21 protein-coding genes are annotated in these 23,184 nt (G+C 48.1%); 8 read left to right on the top strand and 13 right to left on the bottom strand.

All coding sequences use genetic code 11. From position 1 onward, the window contains the following. Position 1 precedes the first annotated feature (1 nt). Positions 2-1,207, bottom strand: a complete 1,206-nt coding sequence (gene zigA, locus Q365_RS0102725; protein ID WP_028021901.1) for a zinc metallochaperone GTPase ZigA — start codon at positions 1,205-1,207, stop codon at positions 2-4. Positions 1,208-1,417: 210 nt separating this feature from the next. Between zigA and Q365_RS0102720 the strand changes: the two genes are divergently transcribed. From Q365_RS0102720 to Q365_RS0102710, 3 genes are all read left to right on the top strand, one after another. Continuing rightward, on the top strand, positions 1,418-2,626 hold the full coding sequence (locus tag Q365_RS0102720; RefSeq protein WP_028021900.1) for a low temperature requirement protein A: 1,209 nt from the start codon (positions 1,418-1,420) through the stop codon (positions 2,624-2,626). A 6-nt stretch (positions 2,627-2,632) separates the two neighbouring features. Further along, positions 2,633-3,403, top strand: a complete 771-nt coding sequence (locus Q365_RS0102715; protein WP_028021899.1) for an ion transporter — start codon at positions 2,633-2,635, stop codon at positions 3,401-3,403. Between the two features lie 249 nt (positions 3,404-3,652). Then, a complete protein-coding gene (locus Q365_RS0102710; RefSeq protein WP_245621474.1) occupies positions 3,653-4,222 on the top strand; it encodes a hypothetical protein in 570 nt (189 codons plus the stop codon). Positions 4,223-4,319: 97 nt separating this feature from the next. Here the strand turns inward: Q365_RS0102710 and Q365_RS0102705 are convergent, their stop codons facing one another. Both Q365_RS0102705 and Q365_RS0102700 read right to left on the bottom strand, forming a co-directional pair. Next, on the bottom strand, positions 4,320-4,865 hold the full coding sequence (locus tag Q365_RS0102705) for a nucleotidyltransferase family protein (protein ID WP_028021897.1): 546 nt from the start codon (positions 4,863-4,865) through the stop codon (positions 4,320-4,322). Positions 4,866-4,914: 49 nt separating this feature from the next. Continuing rightward, entirely contained in the window at positions 4,915-5,547 is a 633-nt protein-coding gene (locus Q365_RS0102700; protein ID WP_028021896.1) for a LysE family translocator, read from the bottom strand. A 380-nt stretch (positions 5,548-5,927) separates the two neighbouring features. Between Q365_RS0102700 and Q365_RS0102695 the strand changes: the two genes are divergently transcribed. The 3 genes from Q365_RS0102695 to Q365_RS0102685 all read left to right on the top strand — a co-directional run bounded on the left by Q365_RS0102695 (position 5,928) and on the right by Q365_RS0102685 (position 10,785). Beyond that, positions 5,928-7,031: an efflux RND transporter periplasmic adaptor subunit gene (locus Q365_RS0102695; protein WP_028021895.1), complete on the top strand. Its 1,104-nt coding sequence runs from the start codon at positions 5,928-5,930 to the stop codon at positions 7,029-7,031. A 10-nt stretch (positions 7,032-7,041) separates the two neighbouring features. After that, positions 7,042-10,158 (top strand): efflux RND transporter permease subunit, encoded by a 3,117-nt coding sequence (locus tag Q365_RS0102690; protein WP_028021894.1) that lies wholly within the window; start codon positions 7,042-7,044, stop codon positions 10,156-10,158. Positions 10,159-10,293: 135 nt separating this feature from the next. Further along, on the top strand, positions 10,294-10,785 hold the full coding sequence (locus Q365_RS0102685; RefSeq protein WP_028021893.1) for a peptidylprolyl isomerase: 492 nt from the start codon (positions 10,294-10,296) through the stop codon (positions 10,783-10,785). Positions 10,786-10,870: 85 nt separating this feature from the next. Here Q365_RS0102685 and rodA read toward each other — a convergent pair whose 3' ends face one another. The 3 genes from rodA to Q365_RS0102670 all read right to left on the bottom strand — a co-directional run bounded on the left by rodA (position 10,871) and on the right by Q365_RS0102670 (position 13,226). Further along, entirely contained in the window at positions 10,871-11,992 is a 1,122-nt protein-coding gene (gene rodA / locus Q365_RS0102680) for a rod shape-determining protein RodA (protein ID WP_028021892.1), read from the bottom strand. A 65-nt stretch (positions 11,993-12,057) separates the two neighbouring features. After that, positions 12,058-12,729 (bottom strand): DedA family protein, encoded by a 672-nt coding sequence (locus Q365_RS0102675; RefSeq protein WP_028021891.1) that lies wholly within the window; start codon positions 12,727-12,729, stop codon positions 12,058-12,060. Between the two features lie 119 nt (positions 12,730-12,848). Next, entirely contained in the window at positions 12,849-13,226 is a 378-nt protein-coding gene (locus tag Q365_RS0102670; RefSeq protein ID WP_028021890.1) for a hypothetical protein, read from the bottom strand. 424 nt (positions 13,227-13,650) lie between these two features. On the opposite strand from Q365_RS0102670, the gene Q365_RS0102665 reads away from it, so the two are divergent. Then, complete coding sequence (locus tag Q365_RS0102665) at positions 13,651-13,980, top strand: DHCW motif cupin fold protein (protein ID WP_028021889.1); 330 nt, start codon at positions 13,651-13,653, stop codon at positions 13,978-13,980. Positions 13,981-14,105: 125 nt separating this feature from the next. Here Q365_RS0102665 and rlmF read toward each other — a convergent pair whose 3' ends face one another. The 3 genes from rlmF to Q365_RS25310 form a co-directional block, all read right to left on the bottom strand. Further along, a complete protein-coding gene (gene rlmF / locus Q365_RS0102660; protein WP_028021888.1) occupies positions 14,106-15,146 on the bottom strand; it encodes a 23S rRNA (adenine(1618)-N(6))-methyltransferase RlmF in 1,041 nt (346 codons plus the stop codon). Between the two features lie 134 nt (positions 15,147-15,280). Next, positions 15,281-15,670 carry a cupin domain-containing protein gene (locus tag Q365_RS0102655; RefSeq protein WP_028021887.1) on the bottom strand — a complete coding sequence of 130 codons (390 nt, stop codon included), beginning with the start codon at positions 15,668-15,670 and terminating at the stop codon, positions 15,281-15,283. A gap of 102 nt (positions 15,671-15,772) precedes the next feature. Then, on the bottom strand, positions 15,773-16,150 hold the full coding sequence (locus Q365_RS25310) for a YkvA family protein (RefSeq protein ID WP_051563718.1): 378 nt from the start codon (positions 16,148-16,150) through the stop codon (positions 15,773-15,775). A gap of 254 nt (positions 16,151-16,404) precedes the next feature. Here Q365_RS25310 and Q365_RS0102645 point away from each other — a divergent pair, with 254 nt between their 5' ends. Beyond that, the gene (locus tag Q365_RS0102645; protein WP_028021886.1) at positions 16,405-17,433 is read left to right on the top strand and encodes an ion channel; all 1,029 of its coding nucleotides are present in this window, start codon (positions 16,405-16,407) and stop codon (positions 17,431-17,433) included. A 112-nt stretch (positions 17,434-17,545) separates the two neighbouring features. Here the strand turns inward: Q365_RS0102645 and Q365_RS0102640 are convergent, their stop codons facing one another. From Q365_RS0102640 to Q365_RS0102625, 4 genes are read right to left on the bottom strand one after another with little or no spacing between them, the layout of a single operon-like run. Then, positions 17,546-18,136, bottom strand: a complete 591-nt coding sequence (locus Q365_RS0102640; RefSeq protein ID WP_028021885.1) for an OmpA family protein — start codon at positions 18,134-18,136, stop codon at positions 17,546-17,548. Next, positions 18,136-19,542: a TolC family outer membrane protein gene (locus Q365_RS0102635; protein ID WP_028021884.1), complete on the bottom strand. Its 1,407-nt coding sequence runs from the start codon at positions 19,540-19,542 to the stop codon at positions 18,136-18,138. The genes Q365_RS0102640 and Q365_RS0102635 overlap by 1 nt, the downstream gene beginning before the upstream one ends. A 22-nt stretch (positions 19,543-19,564) precedes the next feature. Continuing rightward, on the bottom strand, positions 19,565-20,947 hold the full coding sequence (locus Q365_RS0102630; RefSeq protein ID WP_028021883.1) for an HlyD family type I secretion periplasmic adaptor subunit: 1,383 nt from the start codon (positions 20,945-20,947) through the stop codon (positions 19,565-19,567). Further along, the gene (locus tag Q365_RS0102625; RefSeq protein WP_028021882.1) at positions 20,940-23,114 is read right to left on the bottom strand and encodes a type I secretion system permease/ATPase; all 2,175 of its coding nucleotides are present in this window, start codon (positions 23,112-23,114) and stop codon (positions 20,940-20,942) included. The genes Q365_RS0102630 and Q365_RS0102625 overlap by 8 nt, the downstream gene beginning before the upstream one ends. Positions 23,115-23,184 lie beyond the last annotated feature (70 nt).

Below are 23,184 nucleotides of genomic sequence, written 5' to 3'. Positions count from 1 at the left end.
GTCACTCCGCCGTAATGAATGGGTCGTTTACGTCTTGCCAATAAGCGTGGCCTTTTGAGAGTTCATCGTCATTCAGCAAGCACGCATCCAAGTCGGCCATCATTTGGGCTTGATCTAGCCCTTGGCCGATGAAAACAAGCTCTTGACGCTTATCGCCGAACGGTTCTACCCATTGCTTTTGAATGGATTCGAGGTAATCAGTGTCTGTCGGCCATTCTTCCTTTGGAACGGCTTTCCAGAAGAGTCCCGCTGCGCCGTATCTCGCCATACCACCCGCTTGGCTCCATTGCCATGCAAAATCAGGGTGAGAGGCTAGCCAGAAGTACCCTTTTGAGCGCAGCAATTTGCCGTAGTTTTCTGTGCGATGAAGGAATTGATGGAATTTTTCAGGATGGAAAGGACGACGCGCCAAGTAGCTAAAACTACCAATGTTGTACTCTTCGGTTTCAGGTATGTGTTCACCGCGCATTTCCTTTAGCCAACCCGGTGCTTGTTGAGCGCGTTCGAAATCAAACAAACGAGTGTTCAAGATGGCGTCAGTGTCTACGTTGCCTTCCGCAATCGGGATGATCTTGGCTTCGGTGTTGAGGCTTTTAAGGATGGCAATTAAGCGCTGCAGGTCATCGGGTGAGGCAACGTCTGTTTTGCTGATCAGAATGACATCAGCGAACTCCACTTGATCCACAAGGAGGTCGGCGACACTTCGCTCGTCCTCTTCGCCCAACGATTCTGCCGTTTCGGTCAGATCTTTGGCTTCATCAAAATCTTTGAGGAAATTGACGGCATCAACCACGGTGACCATGGTATCGAGCTGTGCGACATCTGAAAGTGAAACGCCATTTTCATCCGTAAACGTAAAGGTTTCAGCGACAGGAAGAGGCTCAGAAATACCCGTGGATTCAATCACGAGATAATCAAACTTCCCGCTATTGGCGAGGTTGGAAACCTCAACCAGTAAGTCTTCACGAAGCGTACAGCAGATACACCCATTGCTCATTTCAACGAGCTTTTCTTGGCTATGGTTCAGCGATACCTGATCTTTAACTATCGCGGCATCTATGTTTATTTCACTCATGTCATTCACGATGACGGCGATTTTTTTTCCGTCTACGTTGTTGAGTAGATGACTGAGAATTGTCGTTTTACCTGCACCTAGAAAACCAGATAACACCGTTACTGGTAACTTTTGTATTGCACCAACTGACATTGCTAGCATCCATTCACTTTGTTCTTAATTGTTATGTTATAACATAACACGAATATCAAGCGGGTCGCCAGTATGAACAAGCGCCTTACGCTCATATCACCCTTAGCTCGAAATTTCGGGACTGCTTTCTCAATATCAATAAATATGACCGAGAGGTTGGGAATTAGAATGCACGTCTAATTCAGTCATTCCTGATACACGGAAGTTGTTATGAGTTTTTCAGATCACCCATTATGGCGGAAGCCACAACACTATCTTGATAGCGACTCAAACAGTGATCATGTTCACTGGATGGAGCTGTTCTATGACCTTGTGCATGTGGTGTCTATCTTTGTGCTGGGTAACTATCTGAGTCACCATTTGGGTTTCAGCGGTTTTTTCGTCTTTGCAGCCCTATTCATTGTTATCTGGCTTGCGTGGTTTGACCTCAGCCTGTTCAACTCCATTTATGTCAGCACAGACATTCACCATCGCTACATGATGTCGGCACAAATCATCACTGTGATGTTGATGTCTTCCTCGATCTCGACGATAGATGGCAATGGCTGGTCGTTCTTTGCCATGGGTTACGCCATAAACCGTTTTATTATTGCCAACCTTTACCGGCGAGCGCGGTTTGTTGGCGCGAATAGCCAAGACCCATTTCCGTGCGAAATGTCCCGTAACTACGGTATTGGGGCGACCATCTTTGCCGTAAGTGCTTTCCTGCCACAGCCTTATGGCTATCTGCTGTTTGGCGCTGGGGTTGTGCTGATGATGTGCCTATTTGCCATGCCAAAAATCGGGGTCACACGCTTCGATCGCTGTGTACCGCGTATAGGTCACATGGCAGAACGTTTTGCTTTGTTACTGTTGATTGTTGCTGGCGAAGGCTTTTTTAAGCTTGTTATCACCTTGTCTGACGTTGGTATTGGTACGGTGACTGCCGATGTATTTGTGAACTATGTGATTGGCGGAGCAGCGATTTTTGCGATGTGCTGGATGTACTTTGACTTTGTTGGTAACGGCAAACCCAAAGATACCAGCCAGAAAACCTTAACCATTTGGACGCTTGCGCACGTGACTTTAATGCTATCGGCGGTCTGTGTTGGCGTCGCGCTTTCCGCTGAAGTGAAAGTCGGCTTCTGGGAAAGCTACCCTTACAAATACGCAGTGATAGGTTGCCTTGGACTGGCCGTTTACTTGTATAGCCTCTTGGTGATTCAGAACATCATCGAGTTGCGTAAAGCTCACCAATTTGCGACCGCGAAAATCCGATGGTTTGGTATCATCATGGCGATATTGGCTTTGATATTGGTGCCCTACATTCCCGCTATTCTGGGTAACCTTTTGTGGGGAACTGCATTGTTCTCTCAAATTGTTATTCCTGTGACAAACGCTTACCGCACCTTGTCTCGTGAAATCGCAGAGCAGGATTAACGCCACATGATCAACCTAAGGACAACACATCTCAACGAACGATTACCCGAATCCGTAACGCCATTTCAAATTGGGGTTTTGGTTCTGTCGCTGTTTGTTGTCCTGTCTCTGATGGTGGAAATGCTGTTTCCACTTTCAGAGGAAGCGAGGGAAATACTTTTCTACGTCGACACGTTGATTTGTTTAGTCTTCTTCGTCGATTTCGTGCAACAGTTCCGTGCTGCGCCGAATAAAATGGAATATATGAAATGGGGATGGCTTGATCTCATCTCCTGCATTCCCTTGATGGATATTAACCAATATGCGCGCATTCTTCGTGTCGTGCGTTTGGTGCGTGCTATCAAATCCATTTCGATGATCAGCCATGCGATCACAGAAAACAAAGCCTCGTCGTCCCTTCACTTTCTGATCGTTACATCATTAATGATGATGGTGTTTGGCTCTATCTATGTGCTTTATCTTGAACGAGGCATTCCAGGCGCCAACATTCAAACCGCAGCAGACGCATTTTGGTGGACGTTTATCACCATCACTACCGTCGGATATGGCGACTTCTATCCCGTGACATTTGAAGGGCGGATTGTGGCGATCATATTGATCACCATGGGAGTCGGTTTGTTTGGTAGCTTTACCGCCGTATTTGCATCCTGGCTGATCAGCACCCCCGAAAAGAAAGCGGAACAAGAAGCCAAAGATCACGCGGTGTATGAAGAAGTAAAAGCCCTGAAAGCCGAGATTCAGGAGCTAAAACAAATCCTGAAAGACACACGCAAATAACATTGCGCCTGCACACTGCAAAATCCCCCTTCAACGTTTTTCGAACTATTGTCTTACCAATGAGTGTCTGCTGTAAGACAGATTGCGTTAGCGTAGAGTATGGCTCACTGACAAAATGAGTTCAGACAATGGATTGGAAAGGAAATCTCGATGTTTAGTGACACGCTTTCAAGCACTTTTTGGTTCACCTTCAGAAACAAAACGGTGCTGCTTCGCACAACCATTATTCCAATTCTGATAGCGATACTCGTGAACTTGGTAGCGATAGAATTACAAGACGAATTGTTTTACTGGGCAGTGACTTTCATTGAAGCATTGCTAAGTACAATCATCGCCATCAACGTTCATAGGATTGTGCTGCAAGGGGAAGATTCAGTACCCAAATGGGGACGATTTACCATAGGAAAAATAGAACTGTGGTTTTTTGCTCACTATAGTGCGCTTTTAGTCGGAGTCTACGTGATCTTTCTGCTGACGCCGTTGATTGGTGCTGTGGTCGGCATATTGGCCATCGTTGCAGGAGTCATCTCTTGCCGCTTGAGTTTGGTGTTCCCAGCAATCGCGCTTGGACAAGGCGTATCGTTTCCCTATGCATGGCATCAAACCGCTCAAAAAACCTTATATATGTTTTGTGTTGTGGCGGTTACACCCTTCATCTTTGGTTTCTTTTTGGTCCCTTTTGCGCTGCTCTCCGTTCCTCCTGCTCTACTCACCTTTTTGAGTTATGTCGTCACCATCATAACGGTGATCGCCCTCTCTTTTGCCTATCAAAACCTAACTGAAAAACCCAAGCCACTTGAGCCGAATGTCGAAGAATAATGTTGTGGAATAATGTTGTGGAATAATGTTCTGGAATAAAAAGGCTGATTGCCTGATTCTCAATACTTGAAACATTTCCAACACGCCTGAACTGACGCTAGTCAGCAGGCATAACCACCTTCAACTTAGGCCAGTGCGTTAACCACCCTTTTGAATTCATGCGTTGTTCAAATACCGCACGTTCCCGTTTGGGGTTATGTGTGACGTGAAGGGCGAACAGAGACTCAAAGCCGAAGGCTGACACGCATTCGTATTGGTTATCGCCCAGTATTCGAATGCCAACTGCGGTTTCTTTTTCCGGCCAGTAGCGCATAGCGTCAACCGAACTCACATACGCGGGGTCGCCGTTTCGTTCATGCATGGCAGCCTGATTTCGAACCTGCCAGTTTAGTTCTGGCATCATGCTATTGAGCCTTTCTTCGTATTCCAGATACGCATCCCAGCGTGTTTCGGTTGGATCGAAATAAATCACATCAAGGTCGTTGAGGGGCGTGGGATCGGGCTTGTCGTGTAAGTAATCCCAAACGAGATTACGAACAAACCCCGCAGCAAGATAAGATTGAGGTAAACCGAGTTGAAAGACGCAATCAAGCGCCTTCATTCGCATTGGGTCTTGTTTGACGAGTTGTACGATTCTGTCCATGTTCTCTTTTTGTTTGAGCGACTCAGCGTCGCTTTACGTGACGTTGCGATTATCGATCGCTAACCGCCACCTTGCCAGCTAATCCAATTAACAGAAAGCCTGATACGCCTTCTAATGCACGGGAATAACGCTGGGCGTTAGGTCGACGAAAAGCCCAACTGCCGACGAAGGCATACAACACATTGATGACTGTTGCTAACCCGCTGAACAATAAGCCAAGCATTAACAACTGCAGCGATGCAGAGCCCGCGGATGTATCGATAAATTGCGGCAAAAACGAGAGAAAAAACAGCGCCACTTTGGGGTTTAACACGCTGACGATCACGCCTTGCATAAATACGTTCTTGGTTGATGACTTGGCTTCCTCTTCCGTCAACACCACTTTACTGCCGCCACGCCACATTGAAATCAACGCCTGAACCCCTAAATACATCAAATAGGCAGCACCTAGCCATTTCACAATGCTAAAGAGCATGGCCGAACTAAGAATGATGGCGGACAACCCCAAACAAGCCGCGAGGGTATGGACAAAATAACCAACCCCCAAGCCAAACGCCGCTTTCATTCCGCTGGCCATCTTTCCTTTCATGGTATTGGAAACAATGTAGATAACGTCAGGCCCCGGGATCATGTTGATCGCAAGACAAGCGACGACGAAAAGAAGCAGCGAATTGAAGTCCATATCATATTTTCCTTGTTCGTGCGGTGTTGAATCTCATGCTTCATGGGGTAACCCAGTACGCCGATTAGTTTGGCATTCCAAAACCAAACTTAGCAAACATAACGATCTGTTTAATGACTCTTTTCCCATATTGTTGACGCCTCCAACCCGTCAATTGTCCTTTCACTGGGGTTTTTCAGCTTTAGTAGCCGGTGATTCAAAACTCGGTGGCCTGCCAAGAAATGCTGTCATATTGCCGCCGTTTCGTCCCAACATGGACACACTCCCAATTTACCCGCCACTTATACTTTTCACATAATGCGACCGACGAAGTGAGTCATGTTGCAACTGAGCTGGCGCTTTATCGCCTCACAAGATGAAACAAGCATGGAGATTCGCGCATGAGTAAGTGGGTAATAGGGATGATAGTGATCGTCGTGCTTGCTTTCGGCACAGTGATTGGCTTCAACCTCTTCGTAAACAATAAGATTGATAATGCGCTCGCTAACCTACCGGAGCCTGTCTACCCCGTCACTACCGCAAAGCTCACCCCCACGGTTTGGCCGCAAGGCATCAGCGCAATAGGCTTTATTGAACCCAATCAAGGGGTCGATGTGTCTAACGAAGTATCAGGTATTGTGAACGCCATCAACTTCAAAAATGGCGGTTCCGTGTCACAAGGTGATGTGCTGATTGCGCTGGATTCTTCGGTTCAAAAAGCCGATTTAAAAGCTCAGCAAGTGCAGCTTCCTTCCGTTCGGGATGATTACAACCGACTGGTGAAACTCTACAAAGAGCGTTCAGTGTCTGAACAAAGTGTCGAAACCGCGCAATCAAAATATCAAGCCATGCTCGCGAACATTGAAAGCCTTCAAGCAACCATTGCTCTGCGTGAAATTAAAGCCCCGTTTAATGGGTTGTTAGGGATTAGAAACGTCAATCTCGGCCAATATGTCTCTGTCGGAACAGATCTCGTGCGCTTGGAAGATCTTTCCGTCATGCGGGTTCGTTTTAGCGTTCCACAAGCAGAACTTGGAAACATCAGCATTGGCCAAGCCATCTCATTAACCGTGGAAGCCTACCCCGACCGCACTTATAAAGGGGCAATCAATGCGATTGAGCCTGTCGTCAGCAATCAAACTGGGCTTGTCATGGTGCAGGCCGAACTGCCCAATGATGACCGCTCATTGCGCGGTGGCATGTTCGCCGACGTGAATATTTCGCTCTCCAATCTTGATGACCAATTTGTCGTCCCTCAAACCGCGATCGTCTTTGCCTTGTATGGCAACTCTGTGTACGTGGTGGAGAAGAAAGACAAGGAAACTCGGGTGAAACAAGTCACCGTTGAAGTGGCACAACGCAGCGGCAACGATGCGTTGATAACAGGCGACCTCAAGTTTGATGATGAAGTGGTGACAACGGGCATATTGAATTTGGGCAACAACACCAAAGTGGACATTGTTCCTAACCCAATATCCGTGCCTGAAAAGATGCCGCAACTTTAAGGAGCCGGACATGAAATTTACCGATATTTTCATACATCGTCCGGTCATGGCGGCGTCGCTCAGCGTGCTGTTGCTCTTATTGGGCTTGAACGCAATGAAAGACCTCCAAGTGCGTCAATACCCAGAGATGACCAACACGGTGATCACCGTAACCACACCGTATCCTGGTGCCGATGCCAACTTGGTGGAAGGCTTCATTACGCAGCCGCTTGAACAAGCACTTGCGCAGGTAGATAACCTCGACTTTATGACCTCCGCGAGCCAACTAGGCTCTTCGAGCATTGTGTTGAACATGATGCTCAATACCAACCCAGAAGCCGCGTTGGCTAACGTGTTATCCCAGATTAATTCGGTCACAAACCAATTACCTCAAGAAGCCTATGACCCCTCGGTGACATCATCGACAGGCTCAACCACCTCTATCATGTATATCTCCTTCTTCAGTGGTGATTTAAATTCCAGCCAAATCGCAGACTACTTGGAACGGGTGGTGAATCCGCAGCTGTCGACCGTCAACGGCGTATCCAATATCGTCATGATGGGGGGCGCACCGTTTGCGCTTCGAATATGGCCTGACCCAAAAAAACTAGGGCAATACGGCATATCGACGTCTGAGCTTGTCGGCATTTTGCAGCAAAACAATTACCAATCTGCCGTTGGTCAGTTCAACAGCTATTTCACGGTCTTGAACAGCACCATTGATAGTCAGGTAGACACGGTTGAAGGGCTGAAAAATCTGATCATCAAAAGTGATAATGGCCAGGTGGTGATGCTGCGTGATGTGGCTGAAGTGAACTTGAGCAAAAGCAGCGATAGTTCGCGCGCGCTCGCCAATGGCCGTGAAGCCGTTATTGTCGGCATCAACGCAACGCCCACCGCCAACCCGCTGGATGTTGCTGCTGGCATACGGGTCCAATTTGAATCCATCAAGCGAAATCTCCCCTCCACTATTGAAGCCGAAGTGTTGTATGACTCCACGCTCGCGATTACTGATTCCATCGACGAAGTAGTGAAAACCATCGTTGAAGCCGCAGTGATCGTGATTATCGTAATATTGCTGTTCCTTGGTTCATTCCGCGCCGTTGTTATCCCCATCGTGACCATTCCTTTATCCCTCATCGGCGTCATGGTCGTCATGCAAGCCTTTGGCTTTACGCTGAACTTGATGACACTGCTCGCCATGGTATTGGCGATAGGATTGGTGGTTGATGACGCCATCGTGGTGGTCGAAAACGTCGACCGTCATATCAAAATGGGCACCAAACCCTTTAAAGCAGCCATAGAAGGCACACGAGAAATTGCCGTTCCAGTGATCTCCATGACCATCACGCTTGCCGCGGTTTACGCGCCGATAGCATTGATGGGGGGCGTCACCGGTTCATTGTTCAAAGAGTTCGCCTTAACACTGGCAGGTTCTGTATTTATTTCGGGTTTTGTTGCCTTAACCCTCTCACCCATGATGTGTTCGAAAATACTCAGACATCATGAGAAACCGAGCAGGTTTGAAGCCACGGTTGAGCGTGTTTTAGGAGGATTAACGACACGCTATGAACGCGCCCTTCACGCCGTGTTAAACCGTAAGCCTGTTGTGGTGGTGTTTGCGATTCTCGTCTTGCTCGCCTTGCCCTTGCTGTTCACTTTCATCCCGTCGCAACTTGCACCAGATGAAGATCAGGGGGTGGTAGTCGTGATAGGCAGCACGCCGTCGACATCAAACAATGACTACATCCAAGCAAACATGGAGATCATTGGCAAAATCATCTCCAAACAACCACAGGCGGAAGCATCTCTTGCCATGATTGGCGTGCCCACCAGCAGTCAAGGTATTGCGATTGGCCCGCTGATCCCTTGGAGTGACAGAACACAAAGCCAGAAAGAAATTTCTGCGACGATCAACGAAGCTGCCAAGAAAATCCCGGGCATCAATGCCACGGCCTATCAAATGCCATCACTCCCGGGGGCATCCGGCGGCTTACCCGTGCAGTTCGTGATCACGAGTCCTTCAGACTTTGAAACCTTGTATAACATCGGCAGCAAAATATTGGAGAAAGTGAAAGCCAGCCCTTTGTTTGTGTATTCCGATGTGAACTTGAAATATGACTCAGGTCTGGTGCAGCTCTCCATCGATCGCGAAGCTGCAGGCGCATATGGTGTAACCATGCAAGCCATTGGCTCGACATTAGGCACCATGATGAGCGGTGGCTATATCAACCGCGTCAATATTGATGGGCGCTCTTATGAAGTCACCCCAGAGGTGGAACGCGCCGACCGCGCTAACCCTCACCTTATCAATCAGTTCTATGTCACGGCGCAAAACGGCGCTGCCATTCCGCTTTCTAGCCTAGTGAGTTTTGAAGTGAAGGGCCAAGCCAAATCCTTGCCTCACTACAACCAGATGAACTCGATTTCGATTGAAGGTGTGCCCGCCCCTAACGTTGCTATGGGTGATGCCATTAGCTTCCTTGAAAACCTTGCGGTGACTGATTTACCGCAAGGCTACACCTATTCGTTTATGGGTGAAGCAAGGCAGTTTGTTGAAGAAGGCAGTTCGCTCTATCTGACGTTTGCGCTGGCATTGGCGATTATATTCCTCGTACTTGCCAGCCAGTTCGAAAGTGTGCGCGACCCACTGGTGATCATGTTCACTGTGCCGCTCGCCATCAGCGGTGCGTTGATTGCGTTAGGCTGGACACACATCTCAGGCCAAACCTCCATGAACATATACTCGCAAGTCGGGTTGATCACCTTAGTGGGGCTAATCACCAAGCACGGCATATTGATGTGTGAAGTGGCGAAAGAAGAGCAAATCATGAAAGGCGTGTCGAAGCAGGAAGCCATTGTAGAGGCCGCCACCGTGCGTTTACGCCCAATATTGATGACCACTTCGGCCATGATTGCAGGGTTAATCCCGCTGCTGTACGCAACGGGTGCAGGTGCGGCATCGCGCTACAATATTGGTCTCGTGATTGTCGCGGGCCTCGCTGTGGGTACCATGTTCACCTTGTTCGTGCTTCCTGTGCTGTATACCTATATCTCAGGAGGACACAAATTCCATGAAGGCGAGATGGATGATGACGAAAACAACCAGCCGGATGAAATTCCCGAACGGCCAGAAACCAGCAATTAACGGCCGTTGACCACCCTATAAACTGCGCTCAATCTCTGTGACTGAGCGCAGTTTTCGTTAAGCAGCAAACCATCACATCTTTTACTATTTGGGGTTATACTGCGCCCCTTTCATTTTTCGAATGAGTCAGCACCAATGATTATCTTCACTACAAACTATGGCGACATTGAGATCGAACTAGACATGGACAAAGCGCCTGTCACGTCTAAAAACTTTATGCAGTATTGCCAAGAAGGCTTCTACGAGAACACCATCTTCCACCGTGTTATCAAGGGTTTCATGATCCAAGGTGGCGGTTTCACGGCGAAAATGAAAGAAAAGCCGACTCACGCACCTATCGTGAATGAAGCAAACCGTGGCTTGAAAAACGTCATTGGTTCACTAGCAATGGCTCGCACTGATGCGCCGCATTCAGCCACTGCACAGTTTTTCATTAACTTGGAAAACAACAGCTTTCTAGATTACACCGCAACCACCAACCAAGGTTGGGGCTATGCCGTATTTGGTAAAGTAACAGCAGGCATGGACGTGGTGAATAACATTGCTAACGCGATGACAACGCGTGTAGCAGGGCATGACGATGTGCCGATGGATCCGATTGTTATTGAGCGTGTCACCATCAAATAGGTCGCTTGCTCTGAGCAGCTTCAGATGCAAAAAAGGCAGGTTGAACACCTGCCTTTTTCATGACTAATTGTTGACTTAGCTCTTGTTAACCCAGTGAAGATTTCGAAATGCTTCTCTGTGACCAAGTCGCTTCAGCGCGCTGAACTCCGCAGCAAAGCGCCATGATAATACCAAAGCATGCCCCTTGCGTAATCATGGCTGTTCCCCCATAGCTGATGAATGGTAATGGGCTTCCCATTACAGGCAGTATACCGCTCACCATACCGAGGTTAATAAACGCGTACAAAAAGAAACTCATCGCCAAAGCACCACTCACAAGACGAGAAAACATCGACGGCGATCTGCTTGCCAACCACAGGGTTCGCCCTGAAATAAACAAGTACAGAAGCACCACAACTGCACTGCCCATGTACCCCCATTCTTCCGCGAGCGTCGAAAAAACAAAGTCAGTGTGGCTTTCTGGAATAAATCCGAGTTGGCCTTGTGTAGCACTCATGAAGCCTTTCCCATCAAAGCCCCCTGAACCAATCGCAATCAAAGATTGGATAATTTGATAACCAGATCCTAGTGGGTCGGATTCAGGGTTTAAAAACTGGGTAACTCGCATTTTTTGGTAGTCTTTCATAATGAGAAACCACATCACTGGCAATATCGCTGCAACCGCTGCCAACACAACGCCAATGATTTTCCAACTCATCCCCGCAAGGTAAAGCACAAACAGCGAGTACATCACGGTGAATATTGCACCGTCCAAATCAGGTTGAATCGCAATCAAAACAACGGGTAAGGCTGAGACCAATGCACACACAGCGATTTTCTTTAACCCAGGTCGACCAGGGTCTTTCACGATCAACCAAGCCATCATCATTGGCATGGCCACTTTGATTAATTCTGAAGGTTGAAAGCGAATGGGTCCCAATGCTAACCAACGTTTTGCACCATTCACGGTATCGCCAGCGATGATAACGCCCAACAAAAGCACAATTGTGATAATAAAAAGCTTGGGGGCGACATTTTCATAGACTTTTGCTGGAACAGTAGACAAACCTATCAGCGCTAAAATAGCCAACGCGACACGCGCTAAATGGCGCTCAAGAATTGGCAAGCTAAACCCACTCGCGCTCCAAACACTAATTGACCCCAAAGCTATCAAAGCACAAATCGCAACAAACAACGGATAATCAATCCGTAAGCGATAGCTGTTCACAAAATTCTCAATTTTACTTTATAAAACAGTGCGCGAAGATATCGTCATCGCGCACAATTACAACCTTATTCCGCGGGACTAAGATCTGGACGTAGCACTTTTCGGATGCGCCATGTCAATGCTGTTAAAATCGCAATACACAGCGTGATCACTGGTGCAGCCATCAAGCCCATGGTCACCAATCGGCTAATTGGCTCTGGCAATGACGGCAATAAGAAGCCAAGGCCAGACAGCAGACACACCCACATGGTCGCACTCAACCACGAGAAGTAATGGAAACGTGGCACTTCGTTCACGCGCATTCCCATCATCATCGGCAACACAGAACGCACACCAGGCACAAAGCGTGCGACAAACAACGCCACCAAACCATGACGACACAGCAAAGAATCAACGGTCAGCATTTGCTTTTCTGGCACTCGCTTCAGCCATGACTGAACGAGAGGAAGTCGATTTAGCCAACGCCCTTGCATAAACGCAAACCAGCTGCCCATTGCCGCGGCGATAATCAGTAGCGGGAACGAAAAGAACGGGTCAAGAACACCCACTGCTGACAAGGTTCCCACCAAGACAACGATGCTATCGCATGGCAATGGCGCTGCGGGTAAAAAGCCACTTTCCAAGCAGATCAGAGTTGCCACAATAATGTAGATGAGGGTAGCACTACCAGGTGCTAGCAAGGCGTCGAAGTCTTGGTGCCAAATGGCCACTAAAACTTCTTGAATGGCTTCAAACATGGTTTCTCCAAAATACCAAAGTTCAAGAAATGCGTGTTACGGGAGTCATTGGAACGATTTATGCGTTTTTTATAGCCTGACGATGCAATGCATCGGCGAAATGCAACGCAAACACGTCACTAACGGGAATGAATAAAGCGAAACTGAAGATTGGCGTCTTGCCAGCCTGCAAGGCGGCGACTATCAAATAAGAGATGACTTTGGGGCAATCCGTAAGATGCACGGTTGAACGTCAAAAGTGCGCCAATGGATACCAGTACTAGCGGCCAATGCAGCCCATTGTTTTTCAGCGGACGAGAAACGGAGTAAAGCACTCGCGGCGACGTGGTTTTCGCCGCTAACGTGTCAATTTTAGTGTCTGGCGCGGAATCTTGGCTAATCGCTCTATTATAGGTAATTTTGGCGTCACTTAACCCAATCACACCAATGGCGTAACTGCAAAGTAACACAGTAAGCAATACCATGAAAAACGGCAGCTTTTTGAGCGATTTTTCCACGCCAGAACCAACAAAATAAAGTTAGTAACTATGTACTTCTAATCTGCATAAAAGACAACATTTTTGTCAGGGACATAGCATGTAAAGGTGAGCAAACACTCACTGTTATAAAGTCGCCCAAACTCGCTTTGACAAAGGGCTAGGAGAGGACTTCCTTTCCCGCCTTACGTCTACACGGGAGGTAGTATCACACCGCAACAATCGCCACGTTGTACCGGGGTCAATGCAAAATTCTCTGGTTATTTTTCCTTTCTATTGAGTATCAATTAATTACAGCGCAACTGTTCAAAATATCGCCTATTGATTCCACTCCGCTCAAATGCAAAACTGACGATAACGGTAGAGTCAAAGAGGTTTATCCTCGATGCTTTCGTTTTGTACGCTCTCAGCTATGAACATCGCAACACACCAGGAAGAAATACGAATGGAAATGAAAGACTTGCCGTTTGGCACAACGGATTGGGAATCCATCACCCCCACGGAACATACGGGCGAAACAGGCGTCGCTTTTTGGCGCACTCAACAGTTTGGCGAGATCAGAGTGCGCATCGTCGAGTACTCAGCGGGTTATCTGGCTGATCACTGGTGTTCTAAAGGGCACATTCTGTTTTGTTTATCGGGTGAACTGACTACGGAACTCGATGACGGCAGTATTCACATTCTCAAACCCGGCATGAGCTACCAAGTTGCAGACAACGCCGAAGCACACCGCTCGTCCACCGAGATCGGTGCCAAGCTGTTTGTGGTGGATTAAGGCGGTTTCAGCGTAAGTTTTCTCTATCACCAGCGGGAATGAGATTCACGAAATGGCACATACTAAAACGCGGCAAGTTCTTCGCCGCGTTGTCTAATCACTTATCTTGTTTTCTTTAGCCCGAGTTACTCACCCCAGCCACTGCACCATTCAGCTTGTGCTTCTTTGTTTAAGAATGTCCACGCTACGATACGAGTCACCTTCTGGCCTTGAGCCATTTCAATGACGCGAATGTCTTTCGCTTTCACGGCTTTTAGCGATTGCTTAATGACAGGAAGATTCTCTTTTTTCGACACCATGGTGGTAAACCACAGGCATTGGGTTTTGAAATCCGCACTTTGATCAATCATTCGCTTGATAAAAGCAGCTTCCCCGCCCGGACACCAAAGCTCGGCATTCTGTCCGCCGAAATTGAGAACAGGTTTTCCCTTCGCAGGAAGTGCACCTTTCGCGCCTGCATGTGACATAGCGTGAGATGGACGAGAGTCAGCACCTTTTTTACGAGCGTTAGCAGCAAGGTTACGCACTTTACGCTCGGAGCCGCGCGTCGCTTCTTCCATCGAGGTATGAAATGGCGGGTTGCAAAGAGTGAAATCGAAACGCTCTTTGGCGTTGATCATACCGGTGAAAATGTTATCTGGGTTACTCTGCAATCGGCATTGGATGCCACCTTTCAGTGATGGGTTCGCTTCCACCAGCAGTTTGGCACCTTTGACTGACACAGGGTCAATGTCTGCCCCCACAAATTGCCAACCGTAGGCACGATGCCCAACCATCGGATACACACAGTTCGCGCCCATGCCGATATCCAGACCTTTAATCTGTTTACCTTTGGGGATCTTGCCATTATGAGTATCGGCCAATAGATCTGCGAGGTAGTGGAGATAGTCCGCGCGCCCAGGAATCGGTGGGCACAAATAGCCTTTGGGAATGTCCCAAAAACTAACCTGATAGAAATGACTCAACAGCGCCTTGTTTAAGGTTTTGACTGCCTCTGGATCAGAGAAATCCACCGACAGGTCTCCGAACGGGTTTTTCTTCACAAACGCACCTAGAGCAGGAGTGCTTTTGACTAAGGCCGGAAAATCATATCTCGCTCTGTGTGGGTTGCGAGGATGAAGGCCTTTTTTCTGTTGTTGTGGAGATGTCTTGCTCGGTTTTGCCATGTGAAAGCCTAATCGGTGCTGTCTAGAAATTGCAGGGCTGGCATTCTACGCCCTCAATGCATTCACGGGTAGCGACAATTAACCAAAGTCACCGGTATCTGTTTAGCAGATGCTTTCGAGCTTAGATTTCGCGCTTAGGTCGCTGGTGTCTCAATGCTGTGTTCTGTCGGCTGAGGTGTAATGGTAAGCACTTTCACGCCATTGGGGGTATCGAACCGATGCCACACCATTTCTGGAACCACAATCATTTCCCCCTCAGACAACGAAACAGGACGCTCTTCGCCGTTTTCCAATAAAAATACCGTGGTTTGCCCCTCGATAATTTGCACCAGCTCATCACCGGGGTGGCGTTCCCATTCACTTTGCCCATCATAGAAAGCAATGAACACGCCGCCATCACGATATGGCGTTAACGTCGCGAACGCTTCCTCGCCTTCACCACTCAACGAATGCTCGGGTGTTCTTCCTTCTAGAAAAGAGACATTGTCAAAAGCATGTCTGAGATTGATTCGAGTTCCTTTCATGCGCTTTCCCTTAATCGACTTTATTTTACCCAAACAACCTGAAGATGCTCGATTTCAGAGGCCATCCCTTCAGGTGAGTTTACTGACGTTATGATCAAGGCGTCAGTCAAACTCGCTGAATCCTGCATCTTCAGGTTGTTTAGGTTTAAACCAATGGTCGAGCTTCTCTGAAGCCTTTTCGCTGTGCTCCGACTTCACATGCATTACGACCGCTGCGGCAGCCGCAACGAGCACACCGAGATCATCGGAAAAACCCACGGCAGGTGTGAGATCAGGAATGGCATCAATCGGTGTAATGAAGTAGCCCAAGGCAGCAAATATTGTGGTTTTCGCCCACTTCGGCGTATCGTCATCCGTTGCTGAATAGTAGAGTTTTAACGCTTTCTCCAATACGTCATATCCTGCTTTTTGCGCAAAGTTGCGAGCTTTCGTCCAAAAGCTATCTTCAGAATACTCATCAAGATATTTGTTATCGCTCATCACAACCTCTCTATGCCTTTTTCATACCGAGCTTCACTTATGCATGGCTTCACTATGCATGACTTCTTTATACTTGGCTTTTTATGCTTAGCTTAAATGGCTTCGCTTTTTCTTCGACATTAGCGGGAAAGTTTCTATGCTTCCAGCACTAAGATGAGAACTTTTTCACAGTCAGCAGTATTGAGAAATTAGCATCACGATTAGGCTGTTATAGTGTGCGGCTAGTTGAAATAACACGGAAAGGAAGACGTCTGATGACAAAGTGGTACATGGTTCGCCGATGGATCACCTCTCAATTTCAGCGTTTAAGTGGCAAACATGTTCTGACTGCGGTGGTGACATACGCCGTATTGAGCTGGATTCTCCTCAAGCTGGCAGGTGAGCATTCGCTCACATCGCCATTTGTTGATTATGTTTACTACTTACTCGTGACCGCATCGACGGTCGGCTATGGCGATATGTCGCCACAAACGGTTGCAGGAAAGTGGATTGTCGCCTTATTCGTCATCCCCTGTGGCTTGAGTATTTTTGCCATTGGGGTCGGTCGTTTAGCTGGCATTGGCATAGAATTTTGGCGTAAAGGATTACTGGGAAAAAGGAGCGTTGACGTGTCTGGACACATTTTGATTTTGGGTTGGAATGAAAGCCGTACCCTACACCTTATCGACATGCTGCTTCACGAAGAGAAAGACAAGCGTCCGATTGTCTTATGTGTTCGCGCTGAGATTCAAAACCCCTTGCCGAAAGAAATCGAGTTCGTCCGAACCACCAGCTTCACCGACGAAATAGCGATGTCTCGTGCAGGCTTTGAAGACGCAAGCTGCATCATCATTGATAACCCAGAAGACGACATCACATTTGCGGCAGCGCTGTTCTGTGCGAGCAAGAACCCAGACGCCCACATTCTGGCGTACTTCCAAGAAGAAGTGTTGAGCAACCTCCTCAAGAGTCATTGCCCGAAAGCGGAGTGCATTCCGTCAGTGTCTGTCGAGATGATGGCAAAATCCGCCGTCGATCCTGGTTCATCAGAACTGCATCACGAGCTACTGAATACGCGAAAAGGGATGACGCAATACGCCGTTACTTACCCGGGCGATGCCAAGTACACCACAGTTAGTGAACTGTTCATGCGAATGAAGCAACAACACGATGCGACACTGATAGGCATTCGACGCAACGATGAAGTGAAGCTCAACCCTGCGCTTGATGCAGAAGTAAAACCCAATGATTTACTGTTCTACATTGCTGATGAGCGTGTGAGTGATTTCAACTGGGAACACTGATAGATGTATTGATCGCTGCATCTAAAACGCCATAACCACACAACCTGAACATACTGGGTTTCAGAGGCTCTAAGTGTTGCACTTAGAGCCTCATTGTCTTCTGTAGAATCGTTTAATCAGCAGTGAAAACAGTCCAACGCATATCAGGGCTACTCTCGCTACCTGACAAGGTTGCCATGGCGCGTCGATTTGCCTCATGGGCAGACTCAGAATCCTCATTAACCAACAATTCTGTATCTCCGAAGCCTAGCGTCTCGATACGGTGTGACGCGATTGAAAAATCGTTGACCAATGCCTGCATGACTGCGTCTGCACGGCGCTCCGATAACGCCAGATTATAACCAGCGTTTCCAACCTTACTCGCATGCCCCTCAATGATAATGTTGGCATCCGATTTTTCATTGAGCAGGCTCGCCAACCGCTCGAGCTTGACATAGTCGCTGGGCTGAAGCGCAGCAGAGCCATTGTCAAAGTTCATGTTCAACTGATATTTCTCCATGGCGTGATAACGTGGGCAACCATCGTTATCCACTGCTGCATCGCGTAGCGTTTCATCACACTTCTCACGCGCATCAATCACGCCGTCATAATCCAGATCACGAAGATCATTCACTTGTGACGCATTACCCTGCATCGTCACGACCTCTTGCGAGCTGCAGCCAAGAAGCAGCAGTGCGGAAAGGGTTACGAGTATCTTTTTCATTACTTTACGCCTCCTTCATAGTTGCCTTCGCCTTTCCACACTTCATGCGTATTAACACGCAACGATGCCAGCAACTGACCAGTTGCATTCAACAGTCTGTATTGGGCGATGATGTCGTCAAATTCCCCATCGAGGTATTCTCGACGTGCCTGAAAAAGCTCATTTTCCGAGTCAAGGACATCTATCAGCGTTCGCTGACCGAGCTTGAATTGGTCGTCATACGCATTACGGGTTTCTACAGCAGCCTCAACGTGCTGTCGAAGAAACTGCAGTTGTTGTTTTAGGAAAACACGTGCATTCCATGCCAGGGTCGTGCCCTCTTCAACGTCGCGGTATGCACTAAGCTGAATCGATTTTGATTCGGCAATGTAATAGGCCGCTTCGCGTTCTCGCGCTCTGTCCGCGCCACCCGCGAAAAGATTGTAGTTAACGCGCACCATGGCAAGAATTTCGTCGTTGCTTCCGCCAACATCGGCGTTACTGCCAAACGATGAACCGTCAACACCATCGAGGTTGTCATCCCAGCGAGCGGAGAGATCAAAAGAAATTTCTGGGTAATAATTTCCCTTCGCTGAATCGCGTTGTGCCTTGGCTGCGCTGATGTCATTACCAGCCACTTTCAACGTAGGGTGTTCTGTCTTGGCCATGTCTAAGGCGGCCTCAAGAGAGTTCGGTAACATCACTGCATCTGGCACAGGAATGCGAGTATCTTCCGGCGCGGCATTCACGATTCGTTGATAAGAAACGCGCGCATCAGACAAGTTATTCTGTGCGGAAGTCAGGTTTGAGTGTGCGCGAGCAAGTCGACCCGTCACCTGAGAAAGATCGGCGGTGGAGCCTAGCCCAGAGTTCGTCTTCTCTTTGACTTGGTCATAGATGGTTTGATGGCTTTCCAAGTTTCGTTTGGCGAGCGCCACGAATTGCTCAGCTCGCAAGAAATCCACATACGCCCTCGCAACATCAAGTGCTAGATCCTCAGCGCTTGCAAACAGTGTCCATTGTTCAGCAATGGCCTCAAATTCGGTGCGTTTCACTTCATTAGAGATCTGAAAACCACTGAAGATGACCTGACGAAGCGAGACACCGATTTCACTGCGGGTCAGTTCCACTTCTTCGTCGATATTATATTGTCCGGCGTCCCGACGGGTAGACGGAGTATCTGTCCACTCTCTGCCAATTCCTGCATCAAAGTTGATCGTCGGGTAATATCCCGCTTCAGCTTGATTGATAAGCTCTTCACTCGCTTTAAATCGATTGAATGCCCCTTGGATTTGCGGATTGGTATCGAGTGCTGTTGCGACTGCTTGCTCAAGAGATTGAGCGACAACTGAAGCAGAAAGCAAATTAGCCGTTACTGCTAGTGCAATAGAACTTATTCTGAGCGCACTAACGACACTGTTTTTCATGAACTTCTCCTTGTTATTGTTCTTAGCGCTCTCTAAGCGCTGACTCTTTCGCTCTAAGTAATGGATTCAACACATATTCCAAAACTGTCCGCTTTCCAGTAATGATGTCCACCGAGGTCAACATGCCTGGAATGATGGGTAATTCACCGCCGTCTTTTTTGAAGACACTGGATTCATCTGTCCGGATCCTCACTAAGTAGAAACTATTGCCTTCGTCATCCTGAGTAGTATCCGCACTGATGTGCTCCAACGTGCCATCAAGGCCGCCATAGCGAGTGAAATCGTAAGCGGTTACCTTAACGACGGAGGGTAAACCTGGGTGCAAGAACGCGATGTCCTTTGGTGCAATCTTGGCTTCAATCAAAAGTTGATCTTCGGCGGGAACCATTTCGATCAAATCAATCCCAGGTTGAACGACGCCGCCAAGCGTATTGATATGAATGGTTTTGATGGTTCCAGTGACAGGGGCGGTAATAACGGCTTTGTCCACCTTATCTTGAGCACCGACCTGAGCTTGATTTAAGCGAGAAAGCCGCGTTTCCAGCTCCCCCATTTTTGAGCGAGTTTCATTTCTATAAGTCAGCACGGCTTCACGGCGTTTTAAGATGGCTTCATCGAGGGTGGCTTTGATTTTAGGTTTCATCAGACGAAGCGAAGCCAGTTCACCATTGAGGTCATTGACCTGACGCCTAAGCTTGAGTAACTCGACTTCCGACACAATGCCTTTTTTGGCCAGAGGAATGGTGATCTTGAGTTCACGTTTTATCAGCGCAAAGCTGTCAGATAAGCTTTTAACTTTCGAATCTATTTCCTGAATTTCGTGCTGTTTTTGAAGAATTTGACGACCAAGGATCGCCAAGCGATTGTTGAGGTCAAGAATACGGCCCTCATATTCCTGCCTCTGTCGAGCAACCAGTTCCGGTTCCAATTCAGATAAATCATTCGAAAAATCAATCACCTTCAATGAAACAGTAATTTGCTCTTGCCAACTTGAAGCTGTCGTATCGAGAACAATGCTACTCAGTTCAGCTCGCATCCGAAAAATATTGGCACGGAGACTAAAGACCTCTTCTTCCTGCTGGGCAAAGTCTGAGCGGAAGCGGGTGTCATCAATGAGAGCCAGCGGCTCACCTTGCTTCACCAACTCCCCTTCTTGCACATACATTGCCTGTAAAATGCCACCATCAAGACTCTGTATAAGCTGAATCTGAGATGACGGAATAACTTTACCTTCACCGCGAGTGACACGGTCGAGTGAAGCAAAAGCTGACCATGTGATGATGCAAACAAAAAAGGCAAACACGCCCCAAATAACCGCCCGATAGCGCACTGGCGCATCCGTCAGCATCGCACCGTAGACGTCATCGGTCATATCAATGTCGTCACGCTTGATACGGCTAGTCATGTTGAGATCTCGCTTTCGCGTTCAGGTTTTGCAGCGCTTTATCTCTCGGTTCATCCATGACGATACGACCTTTATCCATCACAATGACGCGGTCGACCAACGATAGGATCGCTTCCTTGTGGGTGATCATCACCAATGTTCGGTCTTTCGCTGCAAACGTCATCGCATCGATAAACTGCTTTTCTGCATAGGCATCGAGACTGGCCGTGGGCTCGTCCATAATGAGCAATGGCGGATCGTTAAGCAGTGAGCGAGCAAGAGCCACAGACTGTCGCTGACCGCGCGATAACGCTTCGCCCCGCTCTCCCACCTGTTTATCCAAACCTTCACTATCTTGTGAGGTAAAGAGACCAACACCAGAAAGCTGCACAGCACGATTCAACTGGTGTCCTGTCACTTGCCGTGTACCGAACATGATGTTTTCTCGGATCGTCCCCATGAACAAGGTGACATCCTGAGCGACATAGCCAACGTTACGCCGCAGATCAGCAGGGTGGATTTGCTTGGCATCGACACCGTCAAAGCGCAAGCTCCCAACCGTTGGCTGATAAAGCCCTGCCAGCATTTTGATAAGCGTACTTTTCCCCGTCCCGTTTTTTCCCAAGATGGCAATTTTCTCGCCCGCGTGAACGGTAAAGTTAGTCGGTTGAAGGGTGGCTTTGTTCGCCTCTGGATAGCTAAACCCTATGTTGTCGGCATAGATGTCACCGTTGAGGCGCTTTCTGCTAACTAGGTGGCCTTTATCGGCAAACTCGTCCTCCTGCTCCATCAAGGCGTTGAGCTGACGCATCCCTGATTGGGTCTGATTCCAACGGGTCATCAAGCTTGCTAATTGCGCCATCGGGGAAACAGCACGGCTTGATAGCATGACCGCCGCAATAATGCCTCCCATGGTGATTTGCGCGTCAGCAACGCGATACACACCCAGAACAACAACCGCAATAGACGATACCTGAACAACAAAGGCTGCAAAGTAGGAAACTGAGTTGGTGATTCGTTTCACCTTCAAGTTCCAATTTGCGGTGTGTGCCGTCATCTGTTGCCACGTTTTCTGCACGATACCTTCGGCGACATTGGCTTTTATTCCTTCCAATGCAGAAAGGCTCTCAATCAAATGACCATGCTTTTGGCTGGTGTATTTATTGGACTCTTCGATAGCCGCTTTCAGCTTTGATTGAACCATCAATGCATAGCCAATAATGAGGAAGCCAGCAACGACGGGAACAACCGCCAGATCACCAGCAAAAATGTAAATCACGAACAGAAACAAGAGGGAAAATGGCAAATCCACCAGTGCCGTAAAGGTTGCCGAGGTCAACATATCTCGGATGCCATCGAACTCACCGAGCTGTTTCGCCATGACGCCAACACTCTTTGCACGCTTATCTAACGGGATCCCCATCAAACGCGCAAAGAGACGTGAAGACACGATGATATCGACTTTCTTTCCCGCGATATCAATCAAGCAGGAACGCATTTTCTTCATTAGAAAATCAAAGCTGAACGCGATGAATGCGCCAACTGCCAATACCCAGAGCGATTCGAACGCGAGGTTAGGCACAATTTTGTCATACACATTCATGACAAATAACGGAGACACCAAGGCAAAAATGTTCACCAGTACTGAGGCGATCAACGCATCACGATATATCGGCGCGGCGTCTTTAACTGTGTGCCAAAACCAGTGCGTTTTCGTTTCATGAAGGTGAAGATCAATGCTGTTGTCGCCACGATATTCACGTTTGAGTAAGAACACATAACCGGTATAAATCGATTCCAGTTGCTCAAGGGTTAACCGCTCCTCGCCTCCCGTTTCCGACGTTTGAATTAATGCCGTTCCTTCCTCTTCATTCACCTCCCTAAGAATGCAGGCTTTCTGCTCGGTCAAAAGAAGGATGCAAGGCAATAATAATGAGGGCAATGCGTTCAGTGGCCGACGAGCAAGCTTGGCCGTTAGCCCTGCGCGGGCAGAAGCCTGAGGAAACAGATCTGGCGTTAGCAGCACGTCTGTCATAGGAAGACCAGCCGTTAAAGCATCCCCAGAGCATGGCGAGCCATAGTGCTCGGTTAACAAGACCAAACAATCTAACAACGGATCATCTACCGCCGATGTTGACGCACTTATACGCCACTGCTGCTTGTGTTCTGCCATCGCTATGTCAGTCATCGATAACCCATTCAAAAGTGGAAACAAAACCTACACATAAATAAACGCAGCCACGAATAGGCGACGCATG

Origin of the sequence: Enterovibrio calviensis DSM 14347, assembly GCF_000621165.1 — a bacterium.
Lineage (GTDB): Bacteria > Pseudomonadota > Gammaproteobacteria > Enterobacterales > Vibrionaceae > Enterovibrio > Enterovibrio calviensis.
Note: the sequence above shows the minus strand (reverse complement) of the source record. Positions and strands in the feature narration are given on the sequence as shown.

Coding starts and splice junctions, on each gene's coding strand:
- zigA (WP_028021901.1), bottom strand. CDS start 1,207: ATGTCAGTTGGTGCAATACAAAAGTTACCAGTAACGGTGTTATCTGGT.
- Q365_RS0102720 (WP_028021900.1), top strand. CDS start 1,418: ATGAGTTTTTCAGATCACCCATTATGGCGGAAGCCACAACACTATCTT.
- Q365_RS0102715 (WP_028021899.1), top strand. CDS start 2,633: ATGATCAACCTAAGGACAACACATCTCAACGAACGATTACCCGAATCC.
- Q365_RS0102705 (WP_028021897.1), bottom strand. CDS start 4,865: ATGGACAGAATCGTACAACTCGTCAAACAAGACCCAATGCGAATGAAG.
- Q365_RS0102700 (WP_028021896.1), bottom strand. CDS start 5,547: ATGGACTTCAATTCGCTGCTTCTTTTCGTCGTCGCTTGTCTTGCGATC.
- Q365_RS0102695 (WP_028021895.1), top strand. CDS start 5,928: ATGAGTAAGTGGGTAATAGGGATGATAGTGATCGTCGTGCTTGCTTTC.
- Q365_RS0102690 (WP_028021894.1), top strand. CDS start 7,042: ATGAAATTTACCGATATTTTCATACATCGTCCGGTCATGGCGGCGTCG.
- Q365_RS0102685 (WP_028021893.1), top strand. CDS start 10,294: ATGATTATCTTCACTACAAACTATGGCGACATTGAGATCGAACTAGAC.
- Q365_RS0102675 (WP_028021891.1), bottom strand. CDS start 12,729: ATGTTTGAAGCCATTCAAGAAGTTTTAGTGGCCATTTGGCACCAAGAC.
- Q365_RS0102665 (WP_028021889.1), top strand. CDS start 13,651: ATGGAAATGAAAGACTTGCCGTTTGGCACAACGGATTGGGAATCCATC.
- rlmF (WP_028021888.1), bottom strand. CDS start 15,146: ATGGCAAAACCGAGCAAGACATCTCCACAACAACAGAAAAAAGGCCTT.
- Q365_RS0102655 (WP_028021887.1), bottom strand. CDS start 15,670: ATGAAAGGAACTCGAATCAATCTCAGACATGCTTTTGACAATGTCTCT.
- Q365_RS25310 (WP_051563718.1), bottom strand. CDS start 16,150: ATGAGCGATAACAAATATCTTGATGAGTATTCTGAAGATAGCTTTTGG.
- Q365_RS0102645 (WP_028021886.1), top strand. CDS start 16,405: ATGACAAAGTGGTACATGGTTCGCCGATGGATCACCTCTCAATTTCAG.
- Q365_RS0102640 (WP_028021885.1), bottom strand. CDS start 18,136: ATGAAAAAGATACTCGTAACCCTTTCCGCACTGCTGCTTCTTGGCTGC.
- Q365_RS0102635 (WP_028021884.1), bottom strand. CDS start 19,542: ATGAAAAACAGTGTCGTTAGTGCGCTCAGAATAAGTTCTATTGCACTA.
- Q365_RS0102630 (WP_028021883.1), bottom strand. CDS start 20,947: ATGACTAGCCGTATCAAGCGTGACGACATTGATATGACCGATGACGTC.
- Q365_RS0102625 (WP_028021882.1), bottom strand. CDS start 23,114: ATGACTGACATAGCGATGGCAGAACACAAGCAGCAGTGGCGTATAAGT.